This window comes from Enterobacter asburiae, assembly GCF_001521715.1.
Classification (GTDB): domain Bacteria; phylum Pseudomonadota; class Gammaproteobacteria; order Enterobacterales; family Enterobacteriaceae; genus Enterobacter; species Enterobacter asburiae.
In genome coordinates this window covers 2,390,709-2,405,583 of record NZ_CP011863.1, presented here as the reverse complement: position 1 = coordinate 2,405,583, position 14,875 = coordinate 2,390,709, and the positions used below count along the sequence as shown (strand labels likewise).

Here is a 14,875-nt window from a genome sequence, read left to right as displayed (position 1 = left end):
GCAATGGTGAACAATATGACCGACTTAACCGCGCAAGAAGCCGCCTGGCAGACCCGGGATCATCTGGATGACCCAGTCATTGGCGAACTGCGCAACCGTTTTGGGCCGGATGCCTTTACTGTTCAGGCTACCCGCACCGGGGTACCCGTTGTTTGGGTGAAGCGTGAGCAATTGCTGGAAGTTGTCGATTTCCTCAAGAAATTGCCAAAACCGTACGTCATGCTGTTTGACTTACACGGCATGGATGAACGTCTGCGTACCCACCGCCAGGGTCTCCCTGCTGCGGATTTTTCCGTTTTCTACCACCTGATCTCAATAGACCGTAATACGGATATCATGCTCAAGGTGGCATTGTCTGAAAACGACATGCATCTGCCGACGATCACCAAACTTTTCCCGAACGCGAACTGGTATGAGCGTGAAACCTGGGAAATGTTCGGCATGACCTTCGACGGCCACCCGCATCTGACGCGCATCATGATGCCGCAGACCTGGACCGGCCACCCGCTGCGTAAAGACTACCCTGCGCGTGCAACCGAATTCGATCCGTTTGAGCTGACCAAAGCCAAGCAGGATCTGGAAATGGAAGCGCTGACCTTCAAGCCGGAAGACTGGGGGATGAAGCGCGGTACCGACAACGAGGACTTCATGTTCCTCAACCTCGGTCCAAACCACCCGTCTGCGCACGGTGCATTCCGTATTATTCTTCAGCTTGATGGCGAAGAGATTGTCGACTGCGTTCCTGACATCGGCTACCACCACCGTGGCGCTGAGAAGATGGGCGAGCGTCAGTCCTGGCACAGCTACATTCCGTATACCGACCGTATCGAGTACCTCGGCGGCTGCGTCAACGAAATGCCATACGTGCTGGCCGTTGAGAAACTGGCGGGTATCGTTACGCCGGATCGCGTTAACGTGATTCGCGTCATGCTGTCAGAACTGTTCCGTATCAACAGCCACCTGCTGTACATCTCCACGTTCATTCAGGACGTCGGCGCGATGACCCCGGTCTTCTTCGCCTTTACCGACCGTCAGAAAATCTACGATCTGGTGGAAGCAATTACCGGTTTCCGTATGCACCCGGCCTGGTTCCGTATCGGCGGTGTGGCACACGATCTGCCGCGCGGCTGGGACCGTCTGCTGCGTGAGTTCCTCGACTGGATGCCAAAACGTCTGGCGTCATACGAGAAAGCCGCGTTGCGCAACACCATCCTGAAAGGCCGTTCCCAGGGCGTTGCCGCCTACGGCGCGAAAGAAGCGCTGGAGTGGGGTACGACAGGTGCAGGTCTGCGTGCGACCGGTATTGATTTCGACGTGCGTAAAGCCCGTCCTTACTCTGGCTACGAGAACTTCGACTTTGAAGTCCCGGTGGGCGGCGGTGTCTCCGACTGCTACACCCGCGTGATGCTGAAAGTAGAAGAGCTGCGTCAGAGTCTGCGCATCCTTGAGCAGTGCCTCAACAACATGCCGGAAGGCCCGTTCAAGGCGGATCACCCGCTGACGACGCCGCCACCGAAAGAGCGCACGCTGCAACATATCGAAACCCTGATCACCCACTTCCTGCAGGTTTCCTGGGGTCCGGTCATGCCGGCGCAAGAATCCTTCCAGATGATTGAAGCGACCAAGGGTATTAACAGTTACTACCTGACCAGTGACGGCAGCACCATGAGCTACCGTACCCGCGTGCGTACGCCGAGCTTTGCGCACCTGCAGCAGATCCCGTCCGCCATCCGCGGCAGTCTGGTCTCCGACCTGATTGTGTATCTGGGTAGTATCGATTTTGTTATGTCAGATGTGGACCGCTAATTATGCACGAGAATCAACAACCACAAACCGAGGCTTTTGAGCTGAGTGAAGCAGAACGTGCCGCCATTGAGCACGAGATGCACCACTACGAAGACCCGCGTGCGGCGTCCATTGAAGCGCTGAAAATCGTACAGAAACAGCGTGGTTGGGTGCCGGATGGGGCGATCTATGAGATCGCGAAAGTGCTGGGTATTCCGGCAAGTGACGTAGAAGGCGTAGCCACGTTCTACAGCCAGATCTTCCGTCAGCCGGTTGGCCGCCATGTGATCCGCTACTGTGACAGCGTTGTCTGCCACATCACCGGTTATCAGGGCATTCAGGCTGCGATTGAGAAGAAGCTCAATATCAAGCCGGGCCAGACCACGTTCGATGGACGCTTTACCCTGCTGCCAACCTGCTGCCTGGGTAACTGCGACAAGGGGCCGACCATGATGATTGATGAGGACACTCACAGCCATCTGACGCCGGAAGCGATTCCTGACCTGCTGGAGCAGTACAAATGAAAACTGTAATTCGTACTGCTGAGACGCATCCGCTGACCTGGCGTCTGCGCGATGACAAACAGCCGGTATGGCTCGACGAATACCAGAGCAAAAACGGCTATGCCGGCGCGCGTAAAGCCCTTGGCGGCATGGCGCCGGACGACATTGTTAACGCGGTGAAAGACTCCGGCCTGAAAGGGCGCGGCGGTGCGGGCTTCTCCACCGGTTTGAAGTGGAGCCTGATGCCGAAAGACGAATCCATGAACATCCGTTACCTGCTGTGTAACGCCGATGAAATGGAGCCGGGCACCTATAAAGACCGCCTGCTGATGGAACAGCTGCCGCACCTGCTGGTGGAAGGCATGCTGATCTCCGCGTTTGCGCTGAAAGCGTACCGCGGCTACATCTTCCTGCGCGGTGAGTACATCGAAGCGGCGGAAAACCTGCGTCGCGCGATTGCCGAAGCTACCGAAGCGGGACTGCTGGGCAAAAACATCCTGGGTACCGGGTTTGACTTCGAACTGTTCGTGCACACCGGCGCAGGGCGTTATATCTGCGGTGAAGAAACCGCGCTGATTAACTCTCTGGAAGGCCGCCGCGCGAACCCGCGTTCCAAGCCACCGTTCCCGGCAAGCTCCGGCGTATGGGGTAAACCGACCTGCGTAAACAACGTTGAAACCCTGTGTAACGTTCCGGCTATCCTCGCCAACGGCGTGGAGTGGTATCAGGGCATCTCCTCAAGCAAAGATGCCGGTACCAAGCTGATGGGCTTCTCTGGTCGCGTTAAAAATCCTGGCGTCTGGGAACTGCCGTTCGGTACCACCGCACGTGAAATTCTTGAAGACTACGCTGGCGGCATGCGTGATGGTCTGAAATTCAAAGCCTGGCAGCCGGGTGGGGCAGGGACAGACTTCCTGACCGAAGCCCACCTTGACCTGCCAATGGAATTCGAAAGCATTGGTAAAGCAGGCAGCCGTCTGGGTACGGCGCTGGCGATGGCCGTCGACCACGAGATCGGCATGGTCTCGCTGGTGCGTAACCTGGAAGAGTTCTTCGCCCGTGAGTCCTGCGGCTGGTGTACACCGTGCCGTGATGGTCTGCCGTGGAGCGTGAAGATCCTGCGTGCAATCGAACGTGGCGAAGGCCAGCCTGGGGATATCGAGACGCTTGAGCAACTGTGTCGATTCTTAGGCCCGGGTAAAACCTTCTGTGCCCACGCACCGGGTGCCGTCGAACCTCTGCAGAGCGCGATCAAATATTTCCGCGACGAGTTCGAAGCAGGCATCAAGCAGCCGTTCAGCAATACCCATGCGATTAATGGGATTCAGCCGAACCTGCTTAAAGCGCGCTGGTAACGACAAGAATTTTGATTAACGCTCGGTTTCGACCGAGCCAACTGGAAGCATGCTAATGGCTACGATTCATGTAGACGGCAAAGAATACGAAGTCAACGGGGCGGACAACCTGCTGGAAGCTTGTCTGTCTCTTGGCCTCGATATTCCGTACTTTTGCTGGCATCCGGCGCTGGGCAGCGTCGGTGCTTGCCGCCAGTGTGCGGTGAAGCAATATCAAAACGCGGAAGACACGCGTGGTCGCCTGGTGATGTCCTGTATGACGCCAGCCACCGAAGGCACCTTTATTTCGATTGATGACGAAGAAGCCAAACAGTTCCGCGAAAGCGTTGTGGAATGGTTGATGACCAACCACCCGCACGACTGTCCGGTCTGTGAAGAGGGCGGTAACTGCCACCTTCAGGATATGACCGTGATGACCGGCCACAGCTTCCGTCGCTATCGCTTTACCAAGCGTACCCACCGTAACCAGGACCTGGGGCCGTTCATCTCTCACGAAATGAACCGCTGCATCGCCTGCTACCGCTGCGTGCGTTACTACAAAGACTACGCAGACGGTCAGGATCTGGGCGTATATGGCGCGCACGATAACGTCTACTTCGGTCGTCCGGAAGACGGTACGCTTGAAAGCGAATTCTCCGGTAACCTGGTAGAAATCTGCCCGACCGGCGTATTCACGGATAAAACCCACTCCGAGCGTTACAACCGTAAATGGGACATGCAGTTTGCGCCAAGCATCTGCCAGCAGTGTTCCCTCGGCTGTAACACCAGCCCGGGTGAGCGTTACGGCGAGCTGCGTCGTATCGAAAACCGTTACAACGGCACCGTTAACCACTACTTCCTGTGCGACCGCGGTCGTTTCGGCTATGGCTATGTGAACCTGAAAGACCGTCCGCGTCAGCCGGTTCAGCGCCGTGGCGACGACTTCATTACCCTGAACGCTGAACAGGCGATGCAGGGCGCGGCAGATATTCTGCGCCAGTCGAAGAAAGTGATCGGTATTGGCTCCCCGCGCGCCAGCATCGAAAGCAACTTCGCGCTGCGCGAGCTGGTTGGCGCGGAAAACTTCTATACCGGTATCGCTCAGGGCGAGCAGGAACGTCTGCAGCTGGTACTGAAAGTGCTGCGTGAAGGCGGTATTCATACCCCTGCGCTGCGCGAAATCGAATCTTATGATGCGGTCCTGGTGCTGGGTGAAGACCTGACGCAGACGGGCGCACGTGCGGCTCTGGCGGTTCGTCAGGCGGTGAAGGGTAAAGCACGTGAAATGGCAGCGGCGCAGAAAGTGGCTGACTGGCAGATTGCGGCGATCCTGAACATCGGCCAGCGTGCGAAGCATCCTCTGTTTGTGACCAACGTCGACAACACCCGTCTGGACGATATCGCGGCGTGGACCTACTGCGCACCGGTTGAAGATCAGGCTCGGCTTGGCTTTGCCATCGCCCACGCGCTGGACAACAGCTCGCCGGCCGTTGAGCTGGATCGTGACCTGCAGAACAAGGTCGACGTAATTGTTCAGGCCCTGGCAGGTGCGAAAAAACCGCTGATTATTTCTGGTACCAACGCCGGCAGCGCGGAGATCATTCAGGCGGCAGCCAACGTTGCCAAAGCCCTGAAAGGCCGCGGTGCGGACGTCGGTGTGACCATGATTGCCCGTGCGGTGAACAGCATTGGTCTGGGCATGATCGGCGGCGGCTCGCTGGAAGCAGCGTTAAGCGAACTGGAATCCGGTGCCGCTGACGCCGTTGTGGTGCTGGAAAACGACCTGCATCGCCACGCCTCTGCCGCTCGCGTTGACGCCGCGCTCTCCAAAGCGCCGCTGGTGATGGTCATTGACCATCAGCGCACCGCGATCATGGACAAAGCGCACCTGGTGCTCTCTGCGGCAAGCTTCGCAGAAAGCGACGGTACCGTTATCAACAACGAAGGCCGCGCACAGCGTTTCTTCCAGGTTTACGACCCGGCGTACTACGACAGCAACACCGTGATGCTGGAAAGCTGGCGCTGGCTGCACTCCCTGCACAGCACCGTGCAGAGCCGTGAAGTGGACTGGACGCAGCTCGACCACGTTATCGACGCGGTGGTGGAAAAACTGCCTCAGCTGGCAGGCATTAAAGATGCCGCACCTGAAGCAAGCTTCCGCATTCGCGGCCAGAAACTGGCGCGTGAACCGCACCGCTACAGCGGCCGTACCGCGATGCGCGCCAATATCAGCGTGCACGAACCGCGCCAGCCGCAGGATAAAGACACCATGTTCGCCTTCTCCATGGAAGGGAACAACCAGCCGTCTGCGCCGCGTTCGCAAATCCCATTCGCATGGGCGCCAGGCTGGAACTCCCCGCAGGCATGGAACAAGTTCCAGGCTGAAGTGGGTGGCTCCCTGCGCCACGGCGATCCGGGCGTACGTCTGATCGAAGCCTCCGAAACCGGTCTGGACTTCTTCACCACCGTACCGGCGAGCTTCCAGGCGCAGGATGGCAGCTGGCGTATCGCGCCGTACTACCATCTGTTCGGTAGCGACGAGCTGTCCCAGCGTTCACCGGTCTTCCAGACCCGCATGCCGCAGCCTTACATCAAGCTCAACCCGGCAGATGCCGCGAAGCTTGGCGTTAACGCTGGCGCAAACATTGCCTTTAGCTATGACGGCCAGACAATCAGCCTGCCGCTGATTATCTCCGAAGGTCTGACAGCAGGGCAGGTGGGTCTGCCGATGGGTATGCCTGGCATTGCGCCGGTTCTGGCGGGTGCGCGTCTTGATAATCTGCAGGAGGCAAAAGCATGAGTTGGTTAACGCCGGATCTTATCGACATCCTGCTGAGCATTCTGAAAGCGATTGTTATTCTGCTGGTGGTGGTCACCTGCGGCGCGTTCATGAGCTTTGGTGAACGTCGTCTGCTCGGTCTGTTCCAGAACCGTTACGGACCGAACCGCGTGGGCTGGGGTGGTTCACTCCAGCTGGTCGCGGACATGATCAAGATGTTCTTTAAAGAGGACTGGATCCCGCGCTTCTCGGACCGCGTGATCTTTACTCTGGCACCGATGATCGCCTTCACCTCGCTGCTGCTGGCGTTTGCTATCGTTCCGGTTAGCCCGACCTGGGTGGTCGCTGACCTGAACATCGGCATTCTATTCTTCCTGATGATGGCAGGCCTCGCGGTTTACGCGGTGCTGTTCGCCGGCTGGTCCAGTAACAACAAATACTCGCTGCTGGGTGCGATGCGTGCTTCCGCGCAGACGCTGAGCTACGAAGTGTTCCTGGGGCTCTCCCTGATGGGCGTGGTGGCGCAGGCCGGTTCATTCAACATGACCGACATCGTCAATAACCAGGCCGACATCTGGAACGTTATTCCGCAGTTCTTTGGGTTTATTACCTTTGCAATCGCGGGCGTGGCCGTGTGTCACCGTCACCCGTTTGACCAGCCAGAAGCCGAACAGGAACTGGCCGACGGTTACCACATCGAATATTCCGGTATGAAATTCGGTCTGTTCTTTGTGGGCGAGTACATCGGTATCGTCACCATTTCCGCGTTGATGGTAACGCTGTTCTTCGGTGGCTGGCATGGCCCGTTCTTACCGCCGTTCATCTGGTTCGCGCTGAAAACCGCGTTCTTCATGATGATGTTCATTTTGATTCGCGCAGCGTTACCGCGTCCGCGTTATGACCAGGTAATGTCCTTCGGCTGGAAAGTGTGCCTGCCGTTGACGCTCGTCAACTTGTTGGTAACGGCTGCTGTCATTCTCTGGCAGCAGCCATAAGGGGCTATAGACCATGACCTTAAAAGAATTACTGGTAGGCTTCGGTACCCAGGTACGCAGTATCTGGATGATCGGCCTGCACGCGTTTGCCAAACGCGAAACCCGGATGTACCCGGAAGAGCCGGTATATCTGCCGCCGCGCTACCGTGGCCGTATCGTGCTGACGCGAGACCCGGACGGTTCCGAGCGCTGCGTTGCCTGTAACCTGTGTGCGGTAGCGTGTCCGGTAGGCTGTATCTCTCTGCAGAAAGCAGAGACGGTAGACGGCCGCTGGTACCCTGAGTTCTTCCGCATCAACTTCTCACGCTGCATCTTCTGCGGTCTGTGTGAAGAAGCGTGCCCAACCACGGCGATTCAGCTGACTCCAGACTTCGAGCTGGGTGAGTACAAGCGTCAGGACCTGGTGTACGAGAAAGAGGATCTGCTGATTTCCGGTCCGGGCAAATACCCGGAATATAACTTCTACCGGATGGCGGGTATGGCAATCGACGGCAAAGATAAGGGCGAAGCAGAGAACGAAGCTAAGCCTATCGACGTCAAGAGCCTGTTACCGTAAGGAGAGGGCAATGGAATTCGCTTTTTATATCTGTGGCCTTATCGCCATCCTGGCTACGCTACGAGTGATTACGCACACCAATCCGGTGCATGCGCTGCTGTACTTAATCATCTCGCTGCTGGCCATTTCCGGGGTGTTCTTCGCACTGGGCGCGCACTTCGCCGGTGCGCTGGAAATCATCGTCTACGCCGGGGCCATCATGGTGCTGTTCGTGTTCGTGGTGATGATGCTGAACCTGGGCGGCTCTGAAATTGAGCAGGAACGTCAGTGGTTAAAACCGCAGGTGTGGATTGGCCCGGCAATTTTGTCGGCCATCATGCTGGTGGTGATTGTTTACGCCATTCTGGGCGTAAACGATCAGGGCATCGACGGCACGCCGATTGGCGCGAAAGAGGTCGGTATTACGCTCTTTGGCCCATACGTTCTGGCGGTTGAACTGGCCTCAATGCTGCTGCTGGCAGGTCTGGTTGTTGCTTTCCACGTTGGCCGCGAAGAGCGTGTTGGTGAGGTGCTGAGCAACCGCACTGACGACCGCGCGAAAAGAAAAATGGAGGAGCGCGCATGATCCCCTTAACACATGGACTGATCCTCGCTGCGATTTTATTCGTCCTGGGTCTGACCGGTCTGGTTATCCGCCGCAATCTGCTGTTTATGCTGATCGGTTTGGAAATCATGATTAACGCCTCCGCGCTGGCCTTCGTGGTCGCCGGAAGCTACTGGGGCCAGACCGATGGTCAGGTGATGTACATTCTCGCCATCAGCCTCGCGGCTGCCGAAGCGAGTATTGGCCTGGCGCTGTTGCTGCAGCTCCATCGTCGCCGCCAGAACCTGAACATCGATTCAGTAAGTGAGTTGCGTGGATGAACATGCTTGCCTTAACCATTATTTTTCCGCTGATTGGCTTCGTGCTGCTGGCGTTTTCTCGCGGCCGCTGGTCTGAGAATCTGTCTGCGACCGTGGGCATTGGCTCCATCGGCCTGGCTGCGCTGGTGACAGCGTATGCGGGTATCGACTTCTTTAACAACGGACGTCAGCCTTTCAGCGTGCCGCTGTGGACGTGGATGTCGGTCGGTGATTTCAACATCGGCTTCAACCTGGTGCTGGACGGCCTCTCGCTGACCATGCTCTCCGTGGTTACCGGCGTTGGCTTCCTGATCCACATGTTCGCCTCCTGGTATATGCGCGGTGAAGAGGGTTACTCCCGCTTCTTCGCCTACACCAACCTGTTTATCGCCAGCATGGTGGTTCTGGTCCTGGCCGATAACCTGCTGCTGATGTATCTGGGCTGGGAAGGCGTGGGTCTGTGTTCTTACCTGCTGATCGGTTTCTACTACACCGATCCGAAGAATGGCGCAGCGGCCATGAAAGCGTTCGTCGTAACCCGCGTGGGTGACGTCTTCCTCGCTTTCGCGCTGTTCATTCTTTACAACGAGCTGGGCACGCTGAACTTCCGCGAAATGGTGGAACTGGCGCCAGCGCACTTCGCCGCAGGCAACAACATGCTGTGGTGGGCAACGCTGATGCTGCTGGGTGGTGCCGTGGGTAAATCCGCGCAGCTGCCGTTGCAGACATGGCTGGCCGACGCGATGGCGGGTCCAACCCCTGTCTCCGCGCTGATCCACGCCGCGACCATGGTGACCGCCGGTGTTTACCTGATTGCGCGTACCCATGGCCTGTTCCTGATGACCCCGGAAATTCTGCATCTGGTGGGTATCGTTGGTGCGGTAACGCTGGTGCTGGCAGGCTTTGCCGCGCTGGTGCAGACCGACATCAAACGCGTCCTCGCGTATTCCACCATGAGCCAGATTGGTTACATGTTCCTGGCGCTGGGCGTTCAGGCGTGGGACGCAGCCATTTTCCACCTGATGACGCACGCGTTCTTTAAAGCGCTGCTGTTCCTCTCATCCGGTTCCGTGATTCTGGCCTGCCATCACGAGCAGAACATCTTCAAGATGGGCGGACTGCGTAAATCCATCCCGCTGGTTTATATCTGCTTCCTGGTAGGCGGCGCGGCGCTGGCGGCACTGCCGCTGATCACCGCGGGCTTCTTCAGTAAGGACGAAATCCTTGCGGGTGCCATGGCGAATGGTCATATCAATCTGATGGTTGCGGGTCTGGTCGGTGCGTTCATGACCTCCCTGTATACCTTCCGTATGATTTTCATCGTATTCCACGGTAAAGAACAAATTCACGCTCACGCAGGGAAGGGAATTACCCACCACCTGCCGCTGATTGTGCTGCTGGTACTGTCCACCTTCGTTGGCGCGATGATTGTGCCGCCGCTGCAGGGCGTACTGCCAGACACCACCGAGCTTGAGCACGGTCGCGTTCTGACGCTTGAAATCACCTCGGGCGTGGTCGCTATCGCGGGCATCCTGATCGCTGCATGGCTGTGGCTGGGCAAACGTACGCTGGTGACTGCTGTTGCCAACAGCGCGCCGGGCCGTCTGCTGGGCACCTGGTGGTACAACGCGTGGGGCTTCGACTGGCTGTACGACATGATCTTCGTTAAGCCGTTCCTGGGCATTGCGTGGCTGCTGAAGCGCGACCCGCTGAACAGCCTGATGAATATCCCGGCGATCCTTTCCCGCTTTGCAGGCAAAGGCCTGCTGTACAGCGAGAACGGTTACCTGCGCTGGTATGTGGCGTCCATGAGCATCGGTGCGGTTGTCGTGCTGGCGCTGCTGATGGTGTTGCGTTGATCGTTAAGTGAATTTTATTCGAATTCGTTGAAAATCAGGCCCCTGCTGGGGGCCTTAAAAAGGAATGTAAATCGCCATGTTACTACCCTGGCTAATATTAATTCCCTTCATCGGCGGCTTCCTGTGCTGGCAGACTGAACGCTTTGGCGTGAAGATGCCGCGCTGGATCGCGCTGATCACCATGGGATTGACGCTCGCGCTTGGCCTGCAACTGTGGTTGCAGGGCGGTTACTCACTGACCCAGTCTGCGGGCATTCCGCAGTGGCAGTCTGAGTTCATCCTGCCGTGGATCCCGCGTTTCGGCATTACGATCCACCTGGCGATTGACGGTCTGTCGCTGCTGATGGTGGTGCTGACCGGTCTGCTCGGCGTTCTGGCGGTACTTTGCTCCTGGCGAGAAATCGAAAAATACCAGGGCTTCTTCCACCTGAACCTGATGTGGATCCTGGGCGGCGTGATCGGCGTGTTCCTTGCCATCGACATGTTCCTGTTCTTCTTCTTCTGGGAGATGATGCTGGTGCCGATGTACTTCCTGATCGCGCTGTGGGGCCACAAGGCGTCCGACGGTAAAACGCGTATCACGGCGGCAACCAAGTTCTTCATCTATACCCAGGCGAGTGGTCTGGTGATGTTGATTGCCATTCTGGCGCTGGTGTTTGTTCACCACAACGCGACCGGTACCTGGACCTTCAACTACGAAGATCTGCTGAAGACGCCAATGTCCCACGGCGTTGAATACCTGCTGATGCTGGGCTTCTTCATTGCGTTCGCGGTGAAAATGCCGGTCGTTCCGCTGCACGGCTGGCTGCCAGACGCGCACTCTCAGGCACCAACGGCGGGTTCCGTTGACCTGGCGGGCATCTTGCTGAAAACGGCGGCCTACGGTCTGCTGCGTTTCGCACTGCCGCTGTTCCCGAATGCCTCCGCAGAATTCGCACCGATTGCCATGTGGCTGGGTGTGATCGGTATCTTCTACGGTGCCTGGATGGCCTTCACGCAGTACGACATCAAGCGTCTGATTGCCTACACCTCCGTTTCCCACATGGGCTTCGTGCTGATTGCTATCTACACCGGCAGCCAGCTGGCGTACCAGGGCGCGGTGATCCAGATGATTGCGCACGGTCTGTCCGCAGCCGGCCTCTTCATCCTGTGCGGTCAGCTGTATGAACGTCTGCATACCCGCGACATGCGCATGATGGGCGGTCTGTGGAGCAAAATTAAGTGGCTGCCAGCGCTGTCTATGTTCTTCGCTGTTGCCACTCTGGGGATGCCGGGTACCGGTAACTTCGTCGGCGAATTTATGATTCTGTTCGGCAGCTTCAAAGTGGTACCGGTGATTACCGTGATCTCCACCTTTGGTCTGGTGTTCGCTTCCGTGTACTCGCTGGCGATGCTGCACCGCGCTTACTTCGGTAAAGCGAAGAGCGAAATTGCTGCACAAGAACTGCCGGGGATGTCGCTGCGTGAGCTGTTCATCATCCTGCTGCTGGTCGTACTGCTGGTGCTGCTGGGCTTCTTCCCGCAGCCGATTCTGGATACCTCGCATAGCGCGATGGGTAACATCCAGCAGTGGTTTGTTAATTCTGCTTCTACTACAAGGCCGTAATTCGCCATGACAATAACTCCACAACAACTGATCGCGCTGCTACCGCTGCTGATCGTCGGATTGACGGTGGTGGTTGTGATGCTCTCCATTGCGTGGCGACGCAATCACTTCCTGAATGCCACGCTGTCGGTCATCGGCCTGAACGCCGCGTTAGTCTCTCTCTGGTTTGTTGGCCAGGGTGGGGCGATGGACGTCACCCCGCTGATGCGCGTTGACGGTTACGCCATGCTGTATACCGGTCTGGTGCTGCTGGCGAGCCTGGCAACCTGTACCTTTGCGTACCCGTGGCTCGAAGGCTACAACGACAACAAAGAAGAGTTTTACCTGCTGGTTCTGATTGCCGCGCTGGGCGGCATTCTGCTGGCGAATGCGAACCACCTGGCCGCGCTGTTCCTCGGTATTGAGCTGATCTCACTGCCGCTGTTCGGCCTGATTGGTTACGCCTTCCGTCAGAAGCGCTCCCTGGAAGCAAGCATCAAGTACACCATTCTGTCTGCTGCTGCGTCCTCGTTCCTGCTGTTTGGTATTGCGCTGCTGTACGCACAGTCCGGTAACCTCTCTTTCATGGCGCTCGGCAAGAGCCTCGGTGACGGCATGCTGCATGAGCCGCTGCTGCTGGCGGGTCTGGGCATGATGATCGTTGGTCTCGGCTTCAAACTCTCTCTGGTGCCGTTCCACCTGTGGACGCCAGACGTATACCAGGGCGCTCCGGCTCCGGTGTCGACCTTCCTGGCGACGGCGAGCAAAATCGCTATCTTCGGTGTGTTCATGCGTCTGTTCCTGTACGCGCCGGTTGGTGACAGCGAAGCGGTTCGCGTGGTGCTGGGCATTATCGCGTTCGTCTCCATCATCTTCGGTAACCTGATGGCGCTGAGCCAGACCAACATCAAGCGTCTGCTGGGCTACTCGTCTATCTCTCATCTGGGCTACCTGATGGTGGCGCTGATTGCGCTGCAGAGCGGTGAGATGTCGATGGAAGCCGTGGGCGTGTATCTGGCCGGCTACCTGTTCAGCAGCCTCGGCGCCTTCGGCGTGGTGAGCCTGATGTCCAGCCCGTACCGTGGCCCGGATGCCGATTCACTGTTCTCCTACCGTGGTCTGTTCTGGCACCGTCCGATCCTGTCTGCGGTAATGACCGTGATGATGCTCTCTCTGGCAGGTATCCCGATGACGCTTGGCTTCATCGGTAAGTTCTACGTGCTGGCCGTCGGTGTGCAGGCGCACCTGTGGTGGCTGACTGCAGGCGTGGTTATCGGCTCCGCGATTGGTCTCTACTACTACCTGCGCGTGGCCGTGAGCCTGTACCTGAGCGCGCCTCAGCAGCTCAACCGTGATGCCCCAACCAACTGGCAGTACAGCGCCGGTGGTATCGTCGTGCTTATCTCAGCACTGCTGGTGCTGATCTTCGGTATTTATCCGCAGCCGCTGATTGATATCGTGCAGCGAGCGATGCCGCTGATGTAAAAACAAAAAACCCGCCTCGGCGGGTTTTTTTATGGTTTTCTCCCTCTCCCCGTGGGTGAGGGCTGGGGTGAGGGCACCAGCCCGCACAATGCTTAAGCCAGCTGCTTCCTGCTAATCAACGGCCCGTCAATCTTCTTCATCGAGCGATCCAGCACTTCCTCAATCACCGACGATAGCTCGTTCAGCTCAAACTTCGCGACGTATCCGTCCGCCTTCACCTTGCGAATATGGTCTTCGTTGGCGTTGCCGGACAGGGAAGAGTGGATCACTACCGGAATGTCCTTCAATATCGGATCGGTTTTGATTTTGCGCGTCAGCGTAAAGCCGTCCATCTCCGGCATTTCGAGGTCGGTCAGCACCAGAGCGATCTTATCGGTGATGGGAACCCCTTCAGCCTGCGCCTGTGCGGCCAGCACGCCAATTTTCTCCCACGCGTCTTTGCCGGTGATATGCAGCTGTGCCGGGATCTCCATCGCCTGCAGACCTTTCTCCAGCATCGAGCGCGCCACCTTGGAATCTTCCGCAACGATGGCGACAGCGCCCGGCTTGATATGGAATTTGGTGGTCTTCAGATTCGTGGCGTGCAGATCGTGATTGGCCGGGGTGATGTCATACAGGATCTGCTCAACGTCCAGCACCATCGCCAGATCGTTGGTATCGGTCTTCTCGTCAAGACACGCGATGCTGGTGATGTAGCGACCGCTGACGGCGGTTTCCGCCGCATGCACCTGCTTCCAGTCCAGACGCATGATGTTCTCAACCGATTCCACGGCAAATGCCTGCACGCTGCGCGCATATTCGGTGATCAGCAGGATGTTCAGCGCGGTGGTAGGCTTACAGCCCGCCACGGCGGCCAGGTCAATCACCGGGATCACCTGATCGCGAATATTCACCATTCCCATCAGCGGTGACTTCATCCCGGCGGGTTTCGTGAACTCCGGCATCGGCACAATTTCACGCAGCTTAAAGACGTTAATGCCAAACAGCTCGGATTTATTTTCGTTCAGAGAGGTGCCAAGACGGAACAGCAACAGTTCAAAACGGTTCGACAGGGTCAGATTCGCCCTGTCATCAATATCTTTCTGGAAATTATCCATTCTACCCTCGAGAGAAATGCTGACCTTTTAATCGTTATCGGCATCCTGAGGGAA

General features: G+C 57.5%; 12 protein-coding genes. 11 read left to right on the top strand and 1 reads right to left on the bottom strand.

The annotated features are described in order from the left end of the window. The first annotated feature begins 3 nt into the window (after positions 1–3). The 11 genes from nuoC (at position 4) to nuoN (ending at position 13,724) form a co-directional block, all read left to right on the top strand. Complete coding sequence (gene nuoC / locus ACJ69_RS11750) at positions 4–1,806, top strand: NADH-quinone oxidoreductase subunit C/D (protein ID WP_023312537.1); 1,803 nt, start codon at positions 4–6, stop codon at positions 1,804–1,806. Positions 1,807–1,808: 2 nt separating this feature from the next. Beyond that, on the top strand, positions 1,809–2,309 hold the full coding sequence (nuoE, locus tag ACJ69_RS11745) for an NADH-quinone oxidoreductase subunit NuoE (RefSeq protein ID WP_006176513.1): 501 nt from the start codon (positions 1,809–1,811) through the stop codon (positions 2,307–2,309). Then, complete coding sequence (nuoF, locus tag ACJ69_RS11740) at positions 2,306–3,643, top strand: NADH-quinone oxidoreductase subunit NuoF (RefSeq protein ID WP_023312536.1); 1,338 nt, start codon at positions 2,306–2,308, stop codon at positions 3,641–3,643. Before nuoE ends, nuoF begins: the two co-directional genes overlap by 4 nt. A gap of 55 nt (positions 3,644–3,698) precedes the next feature. Then, entirely contained in the window at positions 3,699–6,422 is a 2,724-nt protein-coding gene (gene nuoG, locus ACJ69_RS11735; protein ID WP_029741934.1) for an NADH-quinone oxidoreductase subunit NuoG, read from the top strand. After that, positions 6,419–7,396 (top strand): NADH-quinone oxidoreductase subunit NuoH, encoded by a 978-nt coding sequence (gene nuoH, locus ACJ69_RS11730; RefSeq protein ID WP_008500211.1) that lies wholly within the window; start codon positions 6,419–6,421, stop codon positions 7,394–7,396. Before nuoG ends, nuoH begins: the two co-directional genes overlap by 4 nt. 13 nt (positions 7,397–7,409) lie before the next feature. Continuing rightward, on the top strand, positions 7,410–7,952 hold the full coding sequence (nuoI, locus tag ACJ69_RS11725; protein ID WP_003861491.1) for an NADH-quinone oxidoreductase subunit NuoI: 543 nt from the start codon (positions 7,410–7,412) through the stop codon (positions 7,950–7,952). A 10-nt stretch (positions 7,953–7,962) separates the two neighbouring features. Next, positions 7,963–8,517, top strand: coding sequence for an NADH-quinone oxidoreductase subunit J (nuoJ, locus tag ACJ69_RS11720; protein WP_029741935.1), 555 nt, complete (start codon positions 7,963–7,965; stop codon positions 8,515–8,517). Continuing rightward, positions 8,514–8,816: an NADH-quinone oxidoreductase subunit NuoK gene (nuoK, locus tag ACJ69_RS11715; protein ID WP_003861496.1), complete on the top strand. Its 303-nt coding sequence runs from the start codon at positions 8,514–8,516 to the stop codon at positions 8,814–8,816. The genes nuoJ and nuoK overlap by 4 nt, the downstream gene beginning before the upstream one ends. Then, complete coding sequence (gene nuoL, locus ACJ69_RS11710; RefSeq protein WP_032659160.1) at positions 8,813–10,654, top strand: NADH-quinone oxidoreductase subunit L; 1,842 nt, start codon at positions 8,813–8,815, stop codon at positions 10,652–10,654. The genes nuoK and nuoL overlap by 4 nt, the downstream gene beginning before the upstream one ends. Before the next feature lie 76 nt (positions 10,655–10,730). Beyond that, a complete protein-coding gene (gene nuoM, locus ACJ69_RS11705; RefSeq protein WP_023312532.1) occupies positions 10,731–12,260 on the top strand; it encodes an NADH-quinone oxidoreductase subunit M in 1,530 nt (509 codons plus the stop codon). Positions 12,261–12,266: 6 nt separating this feature from the next. Next, positions 12,267–13,724, top strand: a complete 1,458-nt coding sequence (nuoN, locus tag ACJ69_RS11700) for an NADH-quinone oxidoreductase subunit NuoN (protein ID WP_059347086.1) — start codon at positions 12,267–12,269, stop codon at positions 13,722–13,724. Between the two features lie 92 nt (positions 13,725–13,816). Here nuoN and ACJ69_RS11695 read toward each other — a convergent pair whose 3' ends face one another. Beyond that, positions 13,817–14,821 (bottom strand): chemotaxis protein, encoded by a 1,005-nt coding sequence (locus tag ACJ69_RS11695; RefSeq protein ID WP_054829673.1) that lies wholly within the window; start codon positions 14,819–14,821, stop codon positions 13,817–13,819. Positions 14,822–14,875 lie beyond the last annotated feature (54 nt).

What these genes read in the sequence shown, in the direction of transcription:
- nuoC (WP_023312537.1), top strand. Translation starts at nt 4, where the DNA reads ATGGTGAACAATATGACCGACTTAACCGCGCAAGAAGCCGCCTGGCAG.
- nuoE (WP_006176513.1), top strand. Translation starts at nt 1,809, where the DNA reads ATGCACGAGAATCAACAACCACAAACCGAGGCTTTTGAGCTGAGTGAA.
- nuoF (WP_023312536.1), top strand. Translation starts at nt 2,306, where the DNA reads ATGAAAACTGTAATTCGTACTGCTGAGACGCATCCGCTGACCTGGCGT.
- nuoG (WP_029741934.1), top strand. Translation starts at nt 3,699, where the DNA reads ATGGCTACGATTCATGTAGACGGCAAAGAATACGAAGTCAACGGGGCG.
- nuoH (WP_008500211.1), top strand. Translation starts at nt 6,419, where the DNA reads ATGAGTTGGTTAACGCCGGATCTTATCGACATCCTGCTGAGCATTCTG.
- nuoI (WP_003861491.1), top strand. Translation starts at nt 7,410, where the DNA reads ATGACCTTAAAAGAATTACTGGTAGGCTTCGGTACCCAGGTACGCAGT.
- nuoJ (WP_029741935.1), top strand. Translation starts at nt 7,963, where the DNA reads ATGGAATTCGCTTTTTATATCTGTGGCCTTATCGCCATCCTGGCTACG.
- nuoK (WP_003861496.1), top strand. Translation starts at nt 8,514, where the DNA reads ATGATCCCCTTAACACATGGACTGATCCTCGCTGCGATTTTATTCGTC.
- nuoL (WP_032659160.1), top strand. Translation starts at nt 8,813, where the DNA reads ATGAACATGCTTGCCTTAACCATTATTTTTCCGCTGATTGGCTTCGTG.
- nuoM (WP_023312532.1), top strand. Translation starts at nt 10,731, where the DNA reads ATGTTACTACCCTGGCTAATATTAATTCCCTTCATCGGCGGCTTCCTG.
- nuoN (WP_059347086.1), top strand. Translation starts at nt 12,267, where the DNA reads ATGACAATAACTCCACAACAACTGATCGCGCTGCTACCGCTGCTGATC.
- ACJ69_RS11695 (WP_054829673.1), bottom strand. Translation starts at nt 14,821, where the DNA reads ATGGATAATTTCCAGAAAGATATTGATGACAGGGCGAATCTGACCCTG.